A 22,712-nucleotide genomic window follows, 5' to 3' on the forward strand; every position below is an offset into this window, starting at 1 on the left:
TCACCATGGCAAAACTGAATGCCTACTTTGGCGAATACGGCGGTCAGTACGTTCCGCAAATTCTAGTTCCAGCACTGGAGCAACTAGAGCAAGCGTTTATCGACGCGCAAGAAGATCCAGAATTCCGCAGCGAATTCATGACGCTTCTTCAAGAGTATGCGGGCCGCCCAACGGCTTTAACTCTAACTCGTAACCTAACCAAAGGTACGAAAACCAAATTGTACCTAAAACGTGAAGACCTGCTTCACGGTGGTGCGCACAAGACCAACCAAGTGTTAGGTCAAGCGCTACTTGCGAAACGCATGGGCAAAAACGAAATCATCGCTGAAACTGGCGCAGGCCAACACGGTGTTGCAACCGCACTAGCATGTGCACTGCTTGGCCTTAAGTGCCGCGTTTACATGGGTGCAAAAGACGTTGAGCGTCAAAGTCCGAACGTGTTCCGTATGAAGCTCATGGGTGCAGAAGTTATTCCTGTCCACTCTGGTTCCGCAACACTTAAAGACGCATGTAACGAAGCACTACGCGACTGGTCTGCAACTTATGAAGACGCGCACTACCTATTAGGTACAGCGGCAGGTCCTCACCCATTCCCAACCATCGTGCGCGATTTCCAACGCATGATTGGTGAAGAAACGAAGAATCAGATTTTGGCACGTGAAGGTCGTCTTCCTGACGCAGTTATCGCATGTGTGGGCGGTGGTTCAAACGCTATCGGTATGTTTGCTGACTTCATCGAAGAAGAAAGCGTTCGCCTAATTGGTGTTGAGCCAGCAGGTAAAGGTATCGATACCGACCAACACGGCGCGCCACTTAAACATGGTAAAACGGGTATCTTCTTTGGTATGAAAGCGCCATTGATGCAAGATCCAAATGGTCAGGTTGAAGAGTCATACTCTGTTTCTGCTGGTCTTGATTTCCCTTCAGTTGGTCCACAGCACGCACACCTGAACGCAATCGGCCGTGCTGAATACGACAACGTAACGGACGATGAAGCACTAGAAGCATTCCAAGAAATTGCGCGTCACGAAGGCATCATCCCAGCTCTAGAGTCCTCTCACGCTGTAGCACATGCACTGCGTATGGCTCGTGAGAATCCAGAAAAAGAACAATTGTTAGTTGTGAACCTATCAGGTCGTGGTGATAAAGATATCTTCACTGTACATGCCATCCTAGAAGAAAAAGGAGCGATCTAATGAGCCGTTATGCAAAGATGTTTGAGCGCCTAAACGAGAAAAACCAAGGCGCGTTTGTACCGTTCGTAACGGTTTGCGATCCAAACGCAGAACAGTCTTACAAGATCATGGAAACATTGGTTGAGTCGGGCGCAGATGCCCTAGAACTCGGTATTCCATTCTCAGATCCTCTTGCGGATGGCCCGACTATCCAAGGTGCGAACATTCGTGCTCTAGATTCTGGTGCTACGCCTGATATCTGCTTCGAGCAAATTGGTAAGATCCGAGCCAAGTACCCAGAGCTACCTATTGGCCTTCTGATGTACGCGAACCTTGTATACTCTCGTGGTATCGAAAACTTCTATGAGCGCTGCGCAAAAGCGGGCATCGATTCGGTTTTGATTGCAGACGTACCAACCAATGAAAGTGCAGAGTTTGTTGCTGCTGCAGAGAAGTTTGGTATTCACCCAATCTTCATCGCACCACCAACGGCAAGTGACGAGACACTGAAGCAAGTATCAGAGCTAGGTGGTGGCTACACGTACCTACTATCTCGTGCAGGTGTGACTGGCGCGGAAACCAAAGCAAACATGCCTGTTGGTCACATGCTCGATAGACTGAATCAATTTGACGCGCCACCAGCGCTACTTGGTTTTGGTATTTCCGAGCCAGCGCAGGTAAAACAAGCTCTAGAATCTGGAGCAGCAGGCGCAATTTCTGGTTCAGCCGTTGTAAAAATTATCGAAGCGAACGTTGAGCAACCACAAACCATGCTCGACAAGCTAAGCGAGTTCGTTTCTGCAATGAAAGCTGCAACACAAAAATAACGTATCACTAATTTAATCAATATGAGATCGATTCCTTATTAAGCGATAAGAATCGATCTTTTTTTTAACATTCACTTTCTAAAATGCCCCTTCCTTTACCATTAATTTTATAAACACATCCAAGCTCGAACATGATCAACACCAATAGCAAACGTTTGCTGTTGGTTAAAAAATTATCACCAGTCAATAAATTACTTATTAGCTAGTCATTTTGTACTGAAATTGTATTGCTAATTGTGAATGATAAGTGTAAAAAGCAAGGCGATATAATTATCCAAATAACAACTTTAGATTGGTGGGTAATTTTAGGATTTTACATATTATTAGCACAGAGGTTATGGAAGTGTTAGAACAAAAGAGTTTGCTAAACAACATTGGCGTGCAAGTCGTCATTGCAATGATCGTCGGTACTGCCGTTGGTGCCTTCATGGGTCACAGTGCAACTGTATTTGCGCCACTAGGTGCTATCTTTATCAACCTAATCAAAATGTTAGTGATCCCATTGGTCGCTGTTGCATTGATTTCAGGTGCGGCAGGTCTGGGCAATAGTCAATCTGCTGGTAAAGTGGGCTTAGTAACCCTAGGTTACTTCGGTCTAACATCAGCTCTGGCAGTAGCACTGGCACTGTTTATGGGTGAAGTATTCCAACCAGGCATGGGTATCGACGTTTCTGGCGTTGAAGGCATGTTCTCGGCAGAATACGCTTCAAAAGGTGAACTACCTACTTTCTGGGCAACCATCACTGGTATGATCCCAACTAACGTTTTTCAATCACTAAACGAAGCAAATATCCTTCAAATCCTAGTGTTCTGTATGTTCTTCGGCATCGCGATTTCAAAGCAAGAGAAAGCTCGCCGCGAACCAATCATCAATGGTGTTAACTGCATCGTTGACGCGATGGTTTGGATGATCAACAAAGTGATGATCATCGCACCTATCGGCGTATTTGGTCTGATGGCAGAAGCGGTAGGTACGTTTGGTTTTGGTGCCCTAATGGTGGTGTTCAAACTGTTCGTCGTTTACGTCGCTGCAATTCTAGTATTTGGTTTCGTGGTTTACCCAGCAATGGTACACATCTTCACTAAAACATCAGCGAAGAAGTTCGTATCTGCAATGAAGAAACCACAAGCGGTTGCACTGTCTACAGCATCTTCAATGGCAACACTGCCAGTGACGATGGATACGTGTGAAAAAGAGCTAGGCGTTAAGAACTCGACGGCGTCGTTTGTTCTGCCTCTTGGCGCGACCATCAACATGTCAGGTAACGCGATTTACTACGGTCTAGTGGCAATATTCTTTGCTCAGCTATTCAACATTGACCTAGGCATGGGCGCTTACATCGCTATCATCGTGACATCTACACTAGGTGCGGTAGGCCAAGCTGGTGTCCCTGGCCCTTCATTCCTAGTTGTAGCTGTACTGCTTGCTGCGGGCATTCCAATCGAAGGCTTACCACTATTGTTCGCTCTTGACCGTATCTTTGACATGATCCGTACAGCACTAAACATCACCGGTGACGCAGCATGTGCTGTTATCGTTGATGCGCTAGTGGAAGAAGAAGCAGAACAAGTAGAGCTTCAAAAACAAGAAGCGTAATTACCTACTTTATTTTGTATTTAATTGAAACCGGGATTCGTCCCGGTTTTTTATCGCCTTAATTCTTCGCCTCCTCTCACAATATGGCAAAAGAGTCCTAGCCCTATGCCCCTTCTCACTATGAAACCTGTTTTAATACGATTAGTATATTCAGCATAAGAGTCGATATAGAACAAGACCTTAAGTAACTGCTTTTTAGAGTGTGCGTTAGACACAACTAGCAGTATGCTCAATCAATTCGACACAAACATAATGATAAGGGTGGTTTGGCAAACACCTGATTGAAACGTCAAACGAGGCTAGGATGGCGCAATACTCGACTGAAGTAGAGTCGAGCCTAGAATTTCATCTTGATTCAAGAGTCAAAAAAGAAAGAGCTTTTGAAGCATTTATTAGGCTTGAAACTATTCAAGGCAAACACCTAATTGAAGAGGTTTGTCGAAAACGTATTTCTGATGCAAGAAAAATAGACCCATCGCTAGAAAGCGGTAATTTGCTCAAAATAATCACCTCCAATGCATATGAGAAAGCATGCCGTTCGAGTTCACTTGGAAGTATAGCCATTGAGCTCGAAGCGCTAGAAAGCACAATTCACCAACACTACCCATCGTGGCTCGATTTTTGGTGTGATTATCTCATCTATAAGCTTTGCAAGAGTTACCAAGGGTATTGCTGTCCAGAGCAAGCTCCAACCTACGCTTACATGCCACGAGTCGATGGGTATTACAAATCTGAACTCGTAAACGTCTCCAGCAATACCGAGTTAGTTTTCACACCATATTGCAGCCAACCGATGAGACTTGCTGATGCCATACTAATGAGCAATTTACAAACCCTTGTCCGCAAAGAGCAATGGTATGAGATTTTGTTGGACTTGGAGTTATCCCAAAATGAGACACATTTTGTATTAACTGCCCAGAGCATCGATTCAGAACATAAGCATCTTATATCAAGCGCTCGAATTCAGTGCGGGAAATCACTTTCTGAATGGTTGTTCTTTTCTCATTACTTCAATAACCCTTTGTGGCATTCTGAAAACTCTAATGAATTGGGGCAGCTTCTTGTTCAACAAAAAGTGACCTCTGAAGCAACGACTTCTGACGCTTCCTTACAACATCAATTACATCACCACACACTGAACAAAAATGCCATTTGCGAAATAATAAGACTGGCAATTTCTGCCCCACGTTCACTTGGGCTGTATTTCTTGTACCTTAGCCAAAAACGTTTAGCTGAAGTGCTAGACGAGAATCAGTTCTGCACGGCTTTCATCATTACGCAAAATCCGGCCATGCTCTATTTTTATCAATCGATGTCGCAGAAAAGCTACACAAATTTGGCATTTTTCAGTTCCGGTACAGAGCAAATCAATAAAGGTATGTGGTATTTGCCCAATGTCCGGAGAGACTTCGAGACAACGGACTTTCGAAGCTATAAAACAAAAGTCCTAGCAGAAAAACGGAGTCAAAATTGATATGGATATTTTGAATCTCTTTGACGTAATGACGTATCCAAAAGCAATAACACTGGTCGTGACTGCTGGCTTTGTATTGGCATGGATCGGATACTTCATCAACTCATTAGTTCGTAAGCACTATGATTTTAAATCTGGGTATTATCTCTATTACATCGGCTACTCTTTCAGTCTATGCCTGTGGATACTAACCAATGTGTACTTTCACACCGAGTTGCCGTTATTGCTCGGAAAAACACTATCTATTGGTTTAGCCGTATTGTCGAATTTGTTTGCTTACTCGGCATTTGCATTTGCTTATACGTTTTCGTGTTTACTTAGTGCCGGAATATCAAAACCAGAGCTAAAGTCCAGCCAAAAGTTGGTGCTCTTAGCCTTTAGTACAGTCGCTATAGCAATAAATCTAGTACCAGGACTTACCGTCATTGATGTTGCTTTTGCAGCACCTAGTGAGTTTTCAATTCAGTTTGGCCCATTAACTAGCTTATTTTTCACCTTGGTTTTTGTGTTGATCATCCTTACGCTAAAAAACCTGTTTTATATTAAAGGAAGTAAATTTAGGCTTATCAAAGTCCGCTCTAACTACATGATTGCCGGGATTGTTATCTTTATGCTTTCTACGCTAACAATTCAGGTTGGAATGACTTTTTTCCTTAATGACTTTTCGCTAACTTGGCTTCCACCAGCCCTATCCATCAGCGAAATGCTCTTTGTCGGATATGCATTGCTGACATCACGTTTTTACAGCGCTAGGTATTTGACATACATGGTAATCACCGCGGTGTTTACTGCAGCAATGTACTCTATTCCCCTCGTTGCCTTATACATCCCGTTATCAGAAAGTCACCAATTGGTCACTGCTGCTTTCATCTGTTCATTCATAGGCATAACTTGGCAAGCTGTATTCAAACAGGTAAGTCGCTATACCTCCTTCCTCATCTATGGGGAAGTTCTAACCCCCGTCCAGCAAATTCTTTCTCTAGAAAGTGAGTTTAAAGACTCAATCGATGATGCAATGCATCAATTAGCTTTTTTACTGAATATATCAAGTGAGAAGCTTCGTCTAGTGACCAGCAGTTATACCGAAACCGTTTATGAAAACTACTTGCCTAATAAGAAATCTGCACTGGTTTTTGACGAGTTGGTGGAACGGCTGGAGCAGTCCTATTCAACTGAACGCGAACTAAAACAGCTGCATGAGAAAATGAGCTCGAATAAGACTGCACTCGTATTACCGCTTTTTGGAAAAGGAAAGTCAGTGACTCACTTGCTTATCTCTCCTCACAAAATCGATAATGCACTCTTCTCCAACGAAGAAATTTCGGCACTGCAAACGCTATTAAACCGCGTCCAGACAACCATTGAAGCCGACAGGAAGATCAGACAGAGTCGTGCTCTGGCGAATTCGATTGCCCATGAAATGCGAAATCCATTAGCGCAAGTTCAGCTCCAGTTTGAAAAGCTAAAGCAGAATATCGAAAAGAAATCAGAAACAGCAGATACGTTAGTTGATATAGAAAAAGGACAAGGCGCAATTCAAAGAGGTCGCCAGCTTATTGATATTATTCTGCGCGAAGTGAGCGACAACGCTCAAGAGCATGAGCCAAGCTCACAAGTCTCCATTCAGGCGGCTGTTCAGCAAGCGGTACAGCGCTATGGGTTTGAAAGTGCTGAAACAAGTCAACGTATTCACTTATCTGAGAATAATGATTTTATTGCCAACTTAAACGAAACACTGTTTAGCTTTGTCATCTTCAATCTTTTGCGAAATGCGATTTACTACTTCGATTCTTACCCTCAGAGTCAAATTGAGATTCAATATGAGATTGGCCAGTATGAAAACACTCTCGTCTTTCGTGATACCGGGCCTGGCATTGACGAAAATATTCTGCACAGAGTATTTGAGGACTTTTTCAGCCACCAAAAAAGCGGTGGTAGCGGACTTGGTCTTGGCTACTGTCAACGTGTTATGCGCTCGTTTGGAGGCCGAATCGAGTGTCAATCGGTCTTAGGGCAATACACTGAGTTTTATCTATATTTCCCAGTGGTACCAAATGCTATCAAACCTATCGCCAAGAAGATAACCAACCTACAGTCACTGTCAGCTCAACCGAGTAAAGCGATAACGAGTCGTGACGGGCTTCAATTTAACAACGTCAAAATTAATGCCCCAACGATTCTTGTCGTCGATGATAAAGAAGTCCAACGTGCGTTGGTTCAGATGTATCTTGATAAACTTAAGGTCAATACTATTCAAGCAAACAACGGTGAAACTGCCGTCAATATATTCAAATCAAATCATATTGACTTGGTATTGATGGATGTACAGATGCCAATCATGAATGGATTTGAAGCAAGCAAAAAAATCAAAGAGTTATCTCCAAACACCCCTATTATTGCTTTATCAGGAGAGTCAGGAGCTCGTGAACTAGAGCTGATTCACGAGTTGATGGATGATCGCCTTTCAAAACCTACGACCATAACTGCCCTCAACAATATTCTTGATCGATGGCTCAATAATCAGCATACAAGAGAACAAGAAGTAGAAAAGATATAAAACATGGCACTTGTTATGCAACATCGTCAGCAATAGGAACATTACGGTACCAATTAATACATTAAGTTATTGGTACTGTGAGGAGGCTATATGCTAATGCAGAGACATACTTACTACGGATTGATACACCACGGTATAAAAGCACTGTTGTTAGACAGAGTTGGGCACTTTACTGAAGATGAATACCATCAATATTTGTCTATCATGACAGGGAAATCAACCTGCTTCACAATGTCTGAAGAAGAGCTTGAAATGACGGTCCACAATTTATTGCACGAAGGCTACTTAGAAGACGTAAAATCACTGGTCTCCCAGTACCAAAACGTAGCTTAGCCAAAGTAGAAAATTGCCGCGTAACCGTGGCAATTTTTGTCTCTAAACACCTTCAAGTGTTCACATTGCCCGAGATTCCGCTAGACTGTCCTCAACTCAACAACTCGGTTTTTCTGCAATATGAAGCAAATCATTGATTTTATTCCCCTCATAGTCTTCTTTGCCCTGTACAAGATGTACGATATATATGTTGCGACTGGGGCACTTATCGTCGCAACCGCGATTCAGATTGTGTTGACGTTCGCTTTATACAAAAAAGTAGAAAAGATGCAGCTCATTACGTTTGCTATGGTCGCAATCTTCGGTGGCATGACTATCTTCCTACACGATGAAAACTTCATTAAGTGGAAAGTCACCATCGTTTATATGATCTTCGCCATTGGTCTAGCAGTTAGCCATGCGATGGGTAAATCAGCAATCAAAGGCATGTTGGGTAAAGAGATCTCCTTACCAGAAGCCGTCTGGACGAAGATCAACTGGGCGTGGGTTGGCTTCTTCTCTCTCTGTGCGGGCTTAAACGTTTATGTTGCTTTTAAGCTTCCATTAGATGTGTGGGTAAACTTCAAAGTATTTGGCTTGTTGATTGCAACGTTTGCGTACATGATCGCGACAGGTTTCTACATCTACAAACACATGCCCAAAGAGCAGAAAGAAGACTCATCCGATGTATCGGTTGATGATTAAAAACTCAGTTTTGCTATAATCCGCGCACATTGATTATTCACAGCGACCCTTGGGTCGCTGTTTTGTTGTTTGCTCCATTTTTTGCATATTAGAAATATTAGGATGTCATCATGAGTGAAGAAGGTCATTCACCTAAAGGGCAATTACTGCTTCGTACTTTGGCTATGCCAGCCGACACAAATGCCAACGGCGATATCTTTGGCGGTTGGATCATGTCTCAATTGGATTTAGCTGGTGCAATCTTGGCCAAAGAAATATCTTCCGGCCGCGTTGTTACTGTTTCAGTTTCCAGTATTACCTTTAAAAAGCCGGTTAGCGTTGGAGACGTTGTATGTTGCTACGGCGTATGCAGTAAAATTGGTCGTACTTCAATGAGCGTTGATCTAGAGGTTTGGGTAAAACCAGTCAAAGTACACGGTGTTGAAGACCGCTTCATGGTTTGTGATGCCACATTCAACTACGTAGCCATCGATAGTGACGGTAAACCACGCCCGATTCAAAAGTAATCTATTGTACTTAAATGCTAGGAATTGCTTCACAATTTCGCATGTAAACTTGTTCGTGGTATAAAAAAGGCGTTAAATTAACACTTTACCCTCCCAATTAAGGAACTATGCTATGTGGTATGTCATCTTTTCTCAGGATATTGAGAATTCGTTGGAAAAACGTCTGAGTGTTCGCCCTCAACACCTTGAGCGCTTACAACAATTACAAGATGAAGGTCGCCTACTTACAGCAGGACCAATGCCAGCGGTCGATTCCGATAATCCCGGTGAAGCAGGCTTTACTGGCTCAACCGTGATAGCAGAGTTTGTTAGTTTGGAAGATGCCCAAGCATGGGCAGACGCTGACCCTTACATTGCGGCGGGTGTTTACGAAAACGTGATCGTAAAACCGTTTAAGAAAGTATTTTAAGTTATGAAAAAATTACTGTGTCTCTTCCTTGTATTTGGTGCGTTAGCCGGTTGTACATCTAACGATGACCAACAACGTCAGCTTGAACTGATGGCATCAAACCGAGCAGGCGTTCTATCTGCAGGCCTGCCTGTTGAGTATGGCCCACTGAAGATCTTGCGCGTTTCATCCAATAAAAATGTTGTTGAGATGATGATGATCTATAACGACGATGCGCTAGGTGCTAAGCCGTTAAATCAAGTACTCAACACCAGTATCTACACATACTGCAATACACCTGCAGTACGTAAGCAAATCGATATGGGATTGATGTACCGAATTAAGATCCGCAACTCTCGTGGCCAATTAATAGCAGATGAGTTGGTATCTGAACAAACTTGTACTGCGACTCAAAAGCCACAGTAATTGCTGGATTGGTTTACCTAAAACCAATCAGGGATACAAAAGCGAGGACAACGGTCCTCGCTTTTTTGTTTCTCTAAGATACTTACATAACTGGTTTATGCTAACTCTGCGCGCAACTTTTTAGTCGCTGACACTAAGTTGGCCAATGCCGCTTCGGTTTCTGTCCAGTTACGAGTTTTCAAGCCACAGTCTGGGTTCACCCACAAGCGCTGCGCTGGTATTTTCTCTGCCGCTTTTTTGATCAAGCCTTCAATCCAATCTTCTGTAGGGATGTTAGGTGAATGAATGTCGTACACACCAGGTCCAATTTCATTTGGATAATTGAAATCCTCAAACGCTTTGAGTAGCTCCATGTTAGAACGAGACGTCTCAATAGTAATGACATCCGCATCCATTGCCGCAACAGAGTCAATAATTTCATTGAATTCGCTATAGCACATATGGGTATGAATTTGAGTTTCTGGCTTCGCACTAGCTGCCGAGATCTTAAATGCATCAACGGCCCAGTTGAGGTACTCATTATGATCGCGTTTTTTCAGAGGTAAGCCTTCACGAATCGCAGGTTCATCAATTTGAATAATATTGATACCAGCATCTTGTAAATCTGATACTTCATCGCGCAACGCAAGGGCGAGCTGGTTTGCAATTTCTTTGCGAGTGATATCTTCACGAGGAAATGTCCAACACAAAATCGTCACAGGGCCAGTAAGCATACCTTTCATTTGCTTACTCGTTAGTGATTGCGCGTAGGTCGACCACTCTACCGTAATTGGCTTTTCACGTTCTACGTCAGCGACCACAATCGCAGGTTTCACGCAGCGGGATCCATAGCTTTGTACCCACCCAAACTTGGTGGTTTGGAAGCCAGCTAAGTTTTCTGCAAAATACTCCACCATATCGTTACGTTCAGCTTCACCGTGTACCAATACATCAAGGTCGAGCGCTTCTTGACGCTTTACCGCGTCGGCAATGTGACCTTTCAGCGCTTGATGGTACTCAGCCTCTGAAAGTTGACCGCTTCTGAACGCACTGCGCTGAACACGTATTTCACCGGTTTGGGGAAAAGAACCGATAGTCGTAGTAGGCAACAATGGCAAACCTAGCACCTCGGCTTGATGCGCCGCACGCTCGACATAAGGAACACTGCGCTCCGTCAAAGAAGCCGAAATCCCTTTCAAACGATTTTGCACATGTGGCTTGTTTACGTGAGTCGCGGTTTTACGAGCTTTTATTGGCTGGCTATATGTATCACAAGCGAGGATCGCATTGCGGTCACCATCGAGTGCACGTCCAAGTAGCGCTACTTCAGTCACTTTTTGTTTTGCAAACGCAAACCAACTTTTCACCTCATCACTTAGCGCTGATTCCAATTCCAAATCCACAGGGCTATGCAGAAGTGAACAAGAACTCGCGACCCAAAGCCTATCACCAAGTTTGTCTTTGATTGGCTGCAAGCGCTCTAACTGGGAGCTTAAATCTGAGCGCCAAACATTACGGCCGTTTATCACACCAGCAGAAAGTACCCAACCTTGTGGTAGTTTAGCGACAACTTCCTCTAGCTGCTCTGGAGCGGCTGACAAATCAATATGCAAGCCATCGACTTTCAGATCTATAACCTTATCAATCGTGTCAGTAACAGAATCAAAATAGGTCGTGAGAAGCACCTTCACATCACTTCGGATCACTTGATAAGCCAAGTTAAACGCGTCAGCCCACTTATCTTCAAGTTCAAGTGAAAGAATTGGCTCATCAATTTGTACCCATTCCACACCTTGGCTTGCCAACTTAGACAAAATCGCTTGGTACGCTGTTAGTAATCTCGGCAGTAAGGTAAGGCGGTCAAAGTCTTCTTCTACTTCTTTGCCCAAGTACAGATAGCTAAGCGGACCAAGCAACACAGGCTTTACTTTATGCCCCGCTTTGATTGCGTCGTTCACTTCTTCAAACAACTGCGGCCAGCTGACTTCAAATGTATCGTCCTTACTGAATTCAGGAACAATGTAGTGATAGTTGGTATTGAACCACTTAGTCATGTCAGAGGCCGCTGCACCTGCACAGCCACACCCCGATTGAGACTGACCACGACCCACTTTGAATAAGGTATCCAGATCTGGGAAGCCAGCTGCATGACGCTTAGGAACATGACCCAAAAGCAGCGTCGTGGTTAATACGTGATCGTACCAAGCAAAATCTCCGGCAGTTGCGAAACTCAGTCCCGCCTCTGATTGGGTGTTCCAGTTTTTCTCGCGTAGTGCCGCGCCGACTCTTTTAAGCTCAGCTTGATCGATTTCACCTCGCCAGTATTCCTCCTGTGCAAACTTCAGTTCGCGATTTTCGCCAATGCGTGGGTAGCCAAGAATATGCGTTGTCGTAGCCATGTCCGTACTCCTTATTCATTTTCTGATATTGAGGTCAGCACATCGGGAATGAAATTCACCAAGATGTCTGGATGGCTAAAACTATCTCTCTCATGCATGAATTGAACAACATCCAATTATTCAACTTGTTTATTAAAAAAATTCATAGTGAGCGATCTCACTCGCACTAGATTGATATAAATGGACGTCTAGACGTTTACATATCCATTTTTTATCGGTAAGTTAATATGGCTCATGGAAGACACATAAGGATGAAAGGGATTCATGATAGAGTTGAAACACTTACGTACCCTCACCTCGTTAAGAGATACTGGGTCACTCACTGCGACCGCGACGGCATTGCACTTAACGCAATCCGCCCTTTCACACCAAATCAAAGACCTAGAATCTCGCATTGGTGGTCAGCTGTTTTTACGAAAAACTCGCCCAGTAAAATTCACTTCTGAAGGAGAGATCCTACTGCGTCTTGCTGATGAAATATTGCCAAAGATCGCCAGATCCGAGAACGAGCTGGCCAGCCTAAAAGAGGACGTTAACGGTCGCTTGCACATGGCGATTGAGTGCCATTCTTGCTTCCAGTGGTTGATGCCGGCCCTAAAGGAATATCAGTTGACGTGGCCAAGTGTCACGCTCGATTTCTCCTCTGGCTTTGGTTTTGAGCCGCTTCCCGCCTTACTCGCTGGAGAACTTGATTTAGTCATCACTTCCGATATTCAGCCACGCTCTGAAGTGCATTATGAGCCACTGTTTGATTTCGAAATGCGCTTGATCACGTCCACCAGCCATCCGCTTGCCAATAAAGAGATCATTGAACCAGAAGATCTTGCCGATCAAACCATGCTCTCCTACCCGGTTCAGAAACAGAGGTTGGATGTGGTAAAACACTTTTTGCAACCAGCAGGTGTGGAACCAGCCAAATGGAAACAGGCAGATAATACCTTGATGCTAGTGCAAATGGTGTCAGCAGGATTGGGCGTCGCGGCGTTGCCTAATTGGGCTATTTCGGAGTTTTCGCGACAAGGGCTCATCACCAGCAAGCCATTTGGGGATGGGTTGTGGCGTCGCTTGTTTGCAGCAACACGCAACTCAGAAAAGGATAAGCGTTACCTGCAAGCCTTCTTTGCCACCGCGCGCCAACAATGCAAAAGCCACCTTGACGGCATCAAGATGGCTTAAAATATGGGATATAGAAACGAAATTAACGTTCGTAGGATTTGAATTGATTGGTAAGTGGGTCGTATTGGTAACCAAGCATGTCAAGCTTGCCCACCACCGATTCCACGTCCATCTCATACATAGAAACCAGTTCTTCAAAGCTGTCGCACTCTAAGCGCAACTTTTCATTCACGATACCCAGCAAGATAATGCTGTCCCAGTTACTCACATTGCTTAAGTCCATAGCGACACTCCTCTAAAACAAGGTATTTTGCCTCAATTCTGTTGAGCAAATACGTCTTGGCGCGCTCTAAACCAATAGAGGCTATATCTAAAGCGTAGACTTAATCTAATGATTTGAAAGTGAGCTCGGTCTAAATCCCGAGCTCATCAATAAGAATTCTGATAGGAGTGTTAAACAGATAGGCTTATGCGCTAAGCAGGAATAGACCTTGAAGGCTGGTCATTGAAGCAAGAGCAAGTAACAATGCCGCTGCAACCTGAACTTTGTTTGGTGTTTTATGAGTAAAGATATGCCAACACCAAACCACGATCGCCATAATCAGCATCGCCAATGACGCCAAGATATGTTGAGTAACAGAGTTAAGCGTCACTTCATCTAATTGATAGGCAGAGAACAGGCTCATCACAACCAACAGCATACCTGATACCACGCCTGTCACTGGAAGAATGCGATGGAAAGCTTGCAAACGACTACGCGCTATTACAAGTAGAAGCTGAGCAAATACTGCCCCTAAGAAGAAAACCATCAGAGCCATAGAAGCGGAAGCAGCCCAGTGCGGTTGTTCTATCACTTGAATGCTCACATAAGCAAACGCCAAACCGTTCGCAAGATGCAGCGCCCATAAAGGACCTTTTTCACGTGTTTTTTTGGTTTGAACTTGTGAGTAAAAATAGAAGATAGCGAACACAATCATGAATGCTTCAATACGAAGCGATGCTACTGCTAACCAAAGAATGCCAATTGATGGCAACATCTTGTGCAGACGACCACGTTGACCCGGACAGATATCGCCCTTAATCAAAAGCAAGGTCAACAGCGCTTGGGCGCCAAATAGCATAGGAGGAAAAGTTAACAGCAGTTGTTGAATCATGTTGAATGCAAACTCAAAAGTCATTTTGGGGTGGCGATAATAGCAAATAGCCTTTGTTCAGACTACTGCTTCGCCACCCTTCGAGTAATGGTTTGCTAACTATTTGCTAAGTAATGTAAGACGTCAGCTTGTGTAATAACACCTCGATAGTGATGCTTCTCGTCACATACCACCCACGGAAAGGCAATGTCTGCTTGCAGCAACTCTGGAATATTTTTGAGTTGTGTACTTGCTTCTACACTCTGGAATTTGGTACTCATCACTTGATTGACAGGTTTCTTCCAAACTCTAGCTTCTCTCTCTGTTTCTAAATCGGTTCCCATAGAGGGCGTCAAGTGCAAACTTATGTGCTCTCTTAATACCACTCCTACACATTGCTTCTCGTCCACAACCACGAGTGGAGAGTCAGGGTTCAAGTTCATAAACTCTACCGCAAGAGACAACGGATCACCCGGGTCAAGGTGGTGAACGTTTGAATGACACAGCGAAAGCAATGTTGCATTTGGGTTTGGCTTTGATTGCACATCCTCAAACAGATGCTCATAACTGATAGCTTTATCGTACGCCAACAAAGGTAATGCCTCTGAGAACACAAAACCTTGCATATAGTCCACGCCAATTCTGGATAATGCCCTCAGCTCACTCACGGTTTCAACACCTTCAGCTATCACTTTTACATTCAGGTTATGAGCGAGTTGAGTGATCATTTTGACAATATTGTATTTGGTACTACCTTCCGTTAGGTTCTGAACAAATTTTCTATCAATTTTAAGGACATCAAATTGACCATCCTCTAAGTATGAAAAAGAAGAATAACCCGTCCCGAAATCGTCAATAGCAATACTGATACCGTGCTGACGTATTTGCTCCAAAGCCAGCTTATGCTCAACATCTTGTTCAAAGTATGCGGTTTCGGTCAACTCCACTGTTACCACTCTAGGATCAACCTTACTAGATTGGATAATTTCAAAGGAATTTTGTATTACCTGGAGAGAATCCAACCGCGTATTCAACGAACGATTAATCGTTAAGCCTACGTCCTCGCCGTAAACATGCTGCAAGTGTGGAAACTTCTCAATGGCTATTTGACACACAAGATCATCAAGTGCAGAGACCAGCTCTAAATCCTCAATGATGGCGATCACCTCTTGAGTACTGCATTGCTGAGTCTGTAAATGAAAGCGAGCAAGCGCCTCAAACTTAGCCACTCGACCAGTTCTTGCCTCTATGATTGGTTGGAAATAAACATCAACTTCCCTACTGGCAATTTTCTCTCTCAAGACACTTTCTAATTGCAGTCGTTTTACCAACTCTGTGTGCAAATCACTATTGTAAAAATTGAAGTAATTCTCAATCCCAGATTTAGCAGAAACCATTGCTTGTGCAGCTTGCACAATCGCTTTGGTTGGGCTGTCTGTATCATATCCGATGACCGAAACACCAGTACGACCTGCGACAACGGAATCGTGCATTTCAGAACCCACTTCCGCCCTTAGTTCAGCGAAGAATCCTCGAATTGCAATTTGTATCAATCGTAAAGGGCTAAGCCATCGACATTTAGGTGTTTGTATACAAATAGAAAAGACATTTTTAGTAAGCTGACTCGCTAGACTGACATGTTTACTACGCATTAAGAAATCAGATAGACCCAGTTGCTCTTCAACCATAAATTGAGAGCTAAAGTTAGGTGCGATAGTCATAACAATCTTAATATCGTTCTTTATATCGTCAGTGCACAAAGCGGTGAGTTTCTTCTCAAACTCATTTTTATTTGGTAGATAACTGATCCAATGGGAGTTGGTTTCTTTAGCATTTGTAAGCCTGAATAAAGCAGCGGATATATCTGTTGAAAAGCCAATATAGAGAACGCGTTCATTCGATAAAGCAAGTTTATAGAGACAAAGATGGTGAGCCTGATCGCCACCGGAAGCATTCAGGCTGAGCAAATTACCACTCCAGACCCCTTCTGTTTCCACCTCTCGCCAAATATTCTCGTAAAACTCTTTGCTGTGTAACTCTGAACTGAAGATTTGAGTTTTTAAGCCAACAATATCAAGGTTTTGGTAACCCATCTGATTTTCAAATGCGGAATTACACCCCAGTATTCTGGTCTCGGAGTCAGCAACCAAAACACCCACGTTTGGTAAATTGAAAAGCGTCTCTAAAATTTTGGCTTGCTCTTGTTGCCCTTTGACTTTGATTTGAGGAATCAATGACCCCTGAATATAAGCGCTATTTATCTTTTCGAACCGACATTCAATATGAACAAAAACATCAGGCTGGGGGGGGTAATACAGCACGAAAAAAACTCTTCCCCACCTAATGCTTTCACTCTACTAAACCGAATTGACGCCTCTTCTTTTTGTTCTGGCGACATGTAATCGAACAACTGTTCAAAACAGGTCAACGGCACCATTATTTCGCAACTTTTCATTAAGGCTTGCTGATCACACTCAAATACTTGCGTATCGATATTCAACGACCAGTTTATGACCTTTGTTTCACTTTTTAGTGTGGGCTCAGATTGCGACACCGCGTTAAGTAGTTCTGTCATCACTTAACCTCACTTATTCCCTAGCACAGACTATGCGTCAATTTGAGTATAGACAAACTCCATAACATGAACACCATAGCTTTTGGCTAAAGTTTGAGTTCGATCAACACCTTTAACCCTATATGAAATAAGGACAAAATTGCTGAACCGCTCACTTAAGAACCAACTTGCTCAATTCTCTATTGGCAATACGATTAGAACTAAGAGAGATATGTCACTTGCCTGTAGATACCTGATCACCAAATCGCTATAATTCGCGCTCCCTGGAACAGAGAGCAAAATATGACCAACGACATTACTCCTATTCATGAGTACAAAAAATACTGGGCTGAGTGTTTTGGTACGGCACCTTTCTTGCCGACCAGCCGCAAAGAAATGGACGCCCTAGGATGGGATAGTTGTGACATTATCATTGTCACGGGTGACGCGTACGTGGACCACCCGAGCTTTGGTATGGCGATCATTGGTCGTCTTCTGGAAGCACAAGGCTTCCGTGTTGGTATCATTGCTCAACCAGAATGGAACAACAAAGATGCTTTCATGCAGCTTGGTAAGCCAAATCTGTTCTTCGGGATCACCGCGGGTAACATGGACTCGATGATCAACCGTTACACGGCGGATAAAAAGCTTCGTCACGATGATGCGTACACGCCAAACAACGAAGGCGGTAAACGTCCTGATCGTGCAACCTTGGTGTATTCACAGCGTTGTCGTGAAGCCTATAAAGGCACACCTATCGTTCTTGGTGGTATCGAAGCAAGTTTGCGTCGTGTGGCTCACTACGATTACTGGTCTGATAAAGTTCGCCGCTCTGTTCTGTTCGATGCAAAAGCGGACATCCTTCTTTTTGGTAACGCAGAACGTGCCCTAGTGGAAGTCGCGCACCGTCTTGCCGATGGCGAAGACATTTCGACCATGACCAACATTCGCGGTACTGCGGTAAACCTTGCGGCTGAGCCAGAAGGCTACACCATTATCGATTCTTCTCGTATTGAGAAACCTCGTAAAGAAGCGTTCGTACCTAAGAACCCTTACGAAGTGGAAACTCAGTGCGATACCAAAAAAGATGAGCCCGTCGCACAGCCGATCACGATTCGTCCATCGCGTCACGATGCAGCAACGACCGCTGTCCGCCTGCCTCATTTTGAAAAACTCAACAACGACCGTATTCTTTATGCGCACGCGAGCCGTGTGATGCACTTGGAAACCAACCCATACTCTGGCCGCGCACTGATTCAGCGTCATGGTGACCGTGAGCTTTGGGTAAACCAAGCTCCGATCCCGCTAAGCACAGAAGAGATGGACTACGTGTTCGGCCTATCGTACGCACGTGTTCCCCACCCAATGTACGGCAAAGCAAAAATTCCTGCTTACGACATGATTAAGACCTCGGTTAACATCATGCGTGGCTGTTTTGGTGGCTGTTCTTTCTGTTCGATTACCGAGCACGAAGGCCGCATCATTCAAAACCGCTCACAAGACTCAATCATCAATGAGCTGGAAGAGATCCGCGACAAAGTACCGGGCTTTACCGGTACAATCTCTGACTTGGGTGGCCCTACAGCAAACATGTACCGTCTTGGCTGTAGCGATCCAAAAGCAGAAGCAAACTGTCGTCGCCCTTCTTGTGTGTTCCCAGGTATCTGTAACAAACTAAACACGGACCACAAACACACCATCGATCTTTACCGTGCCGCGCGTAAAGTGGAAGGCGTGAAGAAAGTCATGATCGCATCAGGCGTACGTTACGACCTAGCGATTGAATCACCAGAGTACGTGAAAGAGCTTGTAACTCACCACGTAGGCGGTTACCTGAAGATTGCTCCAGAGCATACCGAGAAAGGTCCACTGGATCTGATGATGAAACCGGGCATGGGCACTTACGACCGCTTTAAAGAGATGTTTGAGAAGTACAGCGCGGAAGCGGGTAAGAAGCAATACCTGATCCCTTACTTCATCTCAGCACACCCAGGTACCGAAGACGAAGACATGCTGAACTTGGCGCTGTGGTTGAAGAAAAACAACTTCGAGTGTGACCAAGTACAGAACTTCTACCCATCGCCGATGTGTAACGCAACGTCAATGTACTACTCAGAGACAAACCCTCTGAAACGCGTGAAGTACAAACAACGTGAAGATGTGCCAGTAGCAAAAGGTGAACGTCAACGTCGTCTACATAAAGCGCTACTTCGCTACCACGATCCAGATAACTGGCCAATGATCCGTGAAGCGTTGATCAACATGGGCAAGAAGCACCTGATTGGTGATAAGCCGAACTGTCTGGTTCCAGCAGAAGACATTGATGCGCAAACTCCAGCACAGCGTCGTAAGTCTGGTCGTCACGGTGCAAACCGTTTTGCGACCAAACACACCAAGAACCAACCGGGCTTCGGTGGTCACTTGAATAAACGCTCTGAAGGTGGTTCGCGTGATGGCAAGCCATCTGGCAACCGCAACGGTTCAAGTAAAGCGCAAGGTGGTCAAAACGGCCAAGGTCGTGGCAACCAAAACGGTCAGCGTCCTAATACGGGATCACGTCCTGGTAGCAACAACCAAAACCGTTCAAACGGTGCGGGCTCACAAGGTCAAGGTCGTCCTCAAGGACAAGGCAAACCGGCTGGTCAACGCAAACCGAAACGCCGTTAATTCAATATGACTTGAATACTAAAAAGGGCTCCAGAGATAACTCTGGAGCCCTTTTGTTTTGTTTTAATTACGCGGATAGCTAACTTATTTCGCTACGTTACCTGCAACGTTTAGTGCATCCCAAGTACGTGCGAATGGTGGTGCGTAGCAGAAGTCCATGTAACCTAGTTGCTGTGTGGTCATCTTCGCAGTGATAGCAACAGCGAGTGCGTTGATTCGGCCCACTGCGCCCTTCTTGCCAACGATTTCGCCACCAAGCAGCACATTAGTTTCTGGGTGGTAAACCAGCTTCACTTTAATGTCTTCTTGGCCTGGGTAGTAGTCGGTTTGGTTCTTATCTGAAATGGTTGAAACCTTCACTTCCAAACCATGTTCTTTAGCTAGAAGTTCTGATACGCCTGTACATGCCAGTTCGTAGTCCAGCACTTTTAAACAAGACGAGCCCAAGAAGCCACTCATGTAAGTGTCTTTGCCTGCAAGTTTGTCGGCCATCATGCGCGCTTGCTTATTCGCTGTGGTTGCCAGTGGAACATACACTGATTTGCCTAGCGCCATATGGTGAACCACGGCACAGTCGCCAACAGCGTAAATGTGCGCATCTTCTGTTGCGCCAAACTCATCGACTAGCAATGCGCCGTTCGCGGCTTTTGGTAACTCCAACGCTTCTGTGTTTGGTTTGAAGCCAAGTGACATGATCACAACGTCTGCTTCAACATTGCCGTTGTCGGTTTCTACGATGTAACCGCCCTGCTCTGCGTCGCGAATGGCTGATACGCTGCAACCGGTTTTAAGCTCAGCGCCAGATTCACGAATCGCGCCTTCTACCACTTCAATCATCTCAGGGCTGAACTGACGACTCATCACGTGTTGTTCACGCTCAATGATGGTGACGTGCTTACCCAGTAAGTGTGCGGCATCGAACACTTCAAGGCCGATAAAGCCGCCGCCAATCACACAAACGCGTTGTTTGTTGCTGTCCTTAAGCGCTTCTTTTACTGCCAAGCCATCTTCCATGCTGGTTAGCGTGTATACGTGCTCTGGGTTGAACTCACCGAAAGATGGCACGATTGGACGTGCGCCCGTGGCAATCACCAACATATCGTAATCGATGGTGCTTTCTTCCTCTTGGTGACGAACTTTAATCTGCTTTTCTGTGCGGTCTAGTGCCACCATTTCGGTTTCAATACGCACGTCCAAGCCAGATTTAATCGCTTGCTCTGGCGTACGAGAAATCATGCGCTCAGTGTCATCAAACATGCCACCAGCAAAATAAGGTAAACCACACGCACCGAACGAGATGTAATCGCGCTTATCCAGCACAATCACTTCATCTGATGGCTGATTACGTTTGTATTTCGCTGCGAAACTCATACCTGCAGCGCTACCGCCTACGACAACAACTTTCATATTTATTACCTAAATAACCTGAACTCAGGAAAAACGGAGAGCACCCGCGTTGGGTGCTCTTTATTAAGTTTGGAAATTACACTGCTGCTTCTTTTGTTACTGTTGCAGTAACGTCAGCATTGTATTGCTCAGTGTTTAGTGAGCCATTCTTCTTCGCGGTTAGTACACCTGACAACATTGAGCCAGAGATGTTAAGCGCGGTACGAGCCATGTCGATAAGTGCTTCGATAGAAACCAGAATCGCCACAACCGTAATATCTAGACCCATGATAGTCAGCACCGCTACCGCCGCGAACGTTGCACCGCCACCAACACCTGCGATACCGAATGAAGCAATCGCGATTACAGCAATCAGTTGTACGATGAAGCCTAGGTCTACTGGCATACCCATTACTTGAGCCGCCATGATAGCTAACATTGCTGGGTAGATACCCGCACAACCGTTCTGACCGATACTGGTACCGAATGTTGCTGACATGTTTGCTGTTTCTTCGTCCACACCTAGACGTTGAGTTTGAGTTTCAACGTTTAGTGGGATTGCCGCCATGCTTGAGCGAGAACCGAAGCCGAATACTAGCACTGGCCAGATTTTCTTCATGAACTTCGCAGGAGACAGACCGAACATAGACACCATCACGAAGTGGATTGCGAACATTACACCGATTGCCACGTAGCTTGCTAGTAGGAAGCGACCCATTTCTGCTAGTGCGAACAAATCGTTTGTCATCATGAACGTGGTCATCAGAGCGAATACACCGTAAGGCGTCAGCTTAAGAATCTCACGTACCATTGAAAGAACTACTTCTTTCGCAGAGTTGATGAAATCAACGAAGTTTTGCACTTTCTCAGGCTTACGGTTTTTCACTTGCAGGATACAGTAGCCAAGGAACATACCGAACAATACTGTCGATAGTGTCGATGTACGCTCAGAACCCGTTAGCATGTCGAAGATGTTGGTTGGAATGATAGACAGCGCCATACCTGACAGACCGCTGCTCGCCATTGCATCTTGCGTCGCTACTAGTGCATCACCACGAGCTTCAATCGCACCGTTGGTACCAATTGTGCTCACTAGCGCGTTTGCATCGATACCGAATAGGTAAATACTTGCGATGCCCACTGCCGCAGAGATAGCACAAGTGAAAAGTAGAATACCGATGATTTTTGGTGCGATACGCGAAAGTGCACCGCCACCCTCTACGTTCATGATCGAAGAGATCATCGCCACAAATACTAGTGGGATTACGATCATTTGTAGAAGCTTGATGTAGCCTTTACCGAACACAGAAATCAGTTCAGCAAAACCTGCCGTTGCCACGTTGCCAACACCGAATACGAGTTGAATCGCACCGCCGAATAACAGACCAGCAGCAAGCGCACTCAGTACGCGGAAGTTAAAGCTTTTCTTTTGTTTTTTGAAGTTCGCAAGTAATGCGTAGAACCCAAAGAACAGGATGCTCAATCCAATAAATGAAACGCTCATGAGAATC

General features: G+C 44.8%; 17 protein-coding genes and 1 pseudogene. 12 read left to right on the forward strand and 6 right to left on the reverse strand.

What is annotated here, in order from left to right; genetic code table 11:
• Positions 1-5 precede the first annotated feature (5 nt).
• The 10 genes from trpB (at position 6) to B853_RS09045 (ending at position 9,967) form a co-directional block, all read left to right on the forward strand.
• Positions 6-1,196 (forward strand): tryptophan synthase subunit beta, encoded by a 1,191-nt coding sequence (gene trpB, locus B853_RS09000; protein WP_005376781.1) that lies wholly within the window; start codon positions 6-8, stop codon positions 1,194-1,196.
• On the forward strand, positions 1,196-2,002 hold the full coding sequence (gene trpA / locus B853_RS09005) for a tryptophan synthase subunit alpha (protein WP_038885022.1): 807 nt from the start codon (positions 1,196-1,198) through the stop codon (positions 2,000-2,002). The genes trpB and trpA overlap by 1 nt, the downstream gene beginning before the upstream one ends.
• Positions 2,003-2,339: 337 nt before the next feature.
• Positions 2,340-3,599, forward strand: coding sequence for a dicarboxylate/amino acid:cation symporter (locus B853_RS09010; RefSeq protein WP_038885024.1), 1,260 nt, complete (start codon positions 2,340-2,342; stop codon positions 3,597-3,599).
• A gap of 304 nt (positions 3,600-3,903) precedes the next feature.
• Positions 3,904-5,073, forward strand: coding sequence for an acyl-homoserine-lactone synthase (locus tag B853_RS09015; RefSeq protein ID WP_038885026.1), 1,170 nt, complete (start codon positions 3,904-3,906; stop codon positions 5,071-5,073).
• Between the two features lies 1 nt (position 5,074).
• On the forward strand, positions 5,075-7,630 hold the full coding sequence (locus tag B853_RS09020; protein ID WP_038885027.1) for a hybrid sensor histidine kinase/response regulator: 2,556 nt from the start codon (positions 5,075-5,077) through the stop codon (positions 7,628-7,630).
• A gap of 90 nt (positions 7,631-7,720) precedes the next feature.
• On the forward strand, positions 7,721-7,963 hold the full coding sequence (locus B853_RS09025) for a hypothetical protein (protein ID WP_010447482.1): 243 nt from the start codon (positions 7,721-7,723) through the stop codon (positions 7,961-7,963).
• A gap of 120 nt (positions 7,964-8,083) precedes the next feature.
• Positions 8,084-8,647, forward strand: coding sequence for a septation protein A (locus B853_RS09030; RefSeq protein WP_038885028.1), 564 nt, complete (start codon positions 8,084-8,086; stop codon positions 8,645-8,647).
• 110 nt (positions 8,648-8,757) lie between these two features.
• Positions 8,758-9,153 (forward strand): acyl-CoA thioester hydrolase YciA, encoded by a 396-nt coding sequence (gene yciA / locus B853_RS09035; RefSeq protein ID WP_010447478.1) that lies wholly within the window; start codon positions 8,758-8,760, stop codon positions 9,151-9,153.
• 112 nt (positions 9,154-9,265) lie between these two features.
• Entirely contained in the window at positions 9,266-9,562 is a 297-nt protein-coding gene (locus B853_RS09040; RefSeq protein WP_038885030.1) for a YciI family protein, read from the forward strand.
• A 3-nt stretch (positions 9,563-9,565) separates the two neighbouring features.
• Positions 9,566-9,967, forward strand: a complete 402-nt coding sequence (locus B853_RS09045) for a GspS/AspS pilotin family protein (RefSeq protein WP_038885032.1) — start codon at positions 9,566-9,568, stop codon at positions 9,965-9,967.
• A 95-nt stretch (positions 9,968-10,062) separates the two neighbouring features.
• Here the strand turns inward: B853_RS09045 and metE are convergent, their stop codons facing one another.
• Positions 10,063-12,345, reverse strand: coding sequence for a 5-methyltetrahydropteroyltriglutamate--homocysteine S-methyltransferase (metE, locus tag B853_RS09050; RefSeq protein WP_038885033.1), 2,283 nt, complete (start codon positions 12,343-12,345; stop codon positions 10,063-10,065).
• Positions 12,346-12,609: 264 nt separating this feature from the next.
• On the opposite strand from metE, the gene metR reads away from it, so the two are divergent.
• Entirely contained in the window at positions 12,610-13,521 is a 912-nt protein-coding gene (metR, locus tag B853_RS09055; RefSeq protein WP_038885034.1) for an HTH-type transcriptional regulator MetR, read from the forward strand.
• 22 nt (positions 13,522-13,543) lie between these two features.
• Here metR and B853_RS09060 read toward each other — a convergent pair whose 3' ends face one another.
• The 3 genes and pseudogenes from B853_RS09060 to B853_RS09070 form a co-directional block, all read right to left on the reverse strand.
• The gene (locus B853_RS09060; protein WP_005445023.1) at positions 13,544-13,744 is read right to left on the reverse strand and encodes a DUF4250 domain-containing protein; all 201 of its coding nucleotides are present in this window, start codon (positions 13,742-13,744) and stop codon (positions 13,544-13,546) included.
• A 184-nt stretch (positions 13,745-13,928) separates the two neighbouring features.
• Positions 13,929-14,639 (reverse strand): hypothetical protein, encoded by a 711-nt coding sequence (locus B853_RS09065; RefSeq protein WP_029560957.1) that lies wholly within the window; start codon positions 14,637-14,639, stop codon positions 13,929-13,931.
• Between the two features lie 71 nt (positions 14,640-14,710).
• A pseudogene (locus B853_RS09070) lies at positions 14,711-17,169 on the reverse strand (EAL domain-containing protein).
• A gap of 282 nt (positions 17,170-17,451) precedes the next feature.
• Here B853_RS09070 and B853_RS09075 point away from each other — a divergent pair.
• The gene (locus B853_RS09075) at positions 17,452-19,815 is read left to right on the forward strand and encodes a YgiQ family radical SAM protein (RefSeq protein WP_038885037.1); all 2,364 of its coding nucleotides are present in this window, start codon (positions 17,452-17,454) and stop codon (positions 19,813-19,815) included.
• A gap of 84 nt (positions 19,816-19,899) precedes the next feature.
• Here B853_RS09075 and B853_RS09080 read toward each other — a convergent pair whose 3' ends face one another.
• Together B853_RS09080 and B853_RS09085 are read right to left on the reverse strand one after the other, a co-directional pair.
• Entirely contained in the window at positions 19,900-21,222 is a 1,323-nt protein-coding gene (locus B853_RS09080) for a CoA-disulfide reductase (RefSeq protein WP_038885038.1), read from the reverse strand.
• A 76-nt stretch (positions 21,223-21,298) separates the two neighbouring features.
• Positions 21,299-22,705, reverse strand: coding sequence for a cation:dicarboxylate symporter family transporter (locus tag B853_RS09085; RefSeq protein ID WP_038885039.1), 1,407 nt, complete (start codon positions 22,703-22,705; stop codon positions 21,299-21,301).
• Positions 22,706-22,712: the final 7 nt, after the last annotated feature.

The sequence above is a fragment of the Vibrio rotiferianus CAIM 577 = LMG 21460 genome, from assembly GCF_002741985.1.
In the GTDB taxonomy this organism is placed as follows: Bacteria; Pseudomonadota; Gammaproteobacteria; order Enterobacterales; family Vibrionaceae; genus Vibrio; species Vibrio rotiferianus.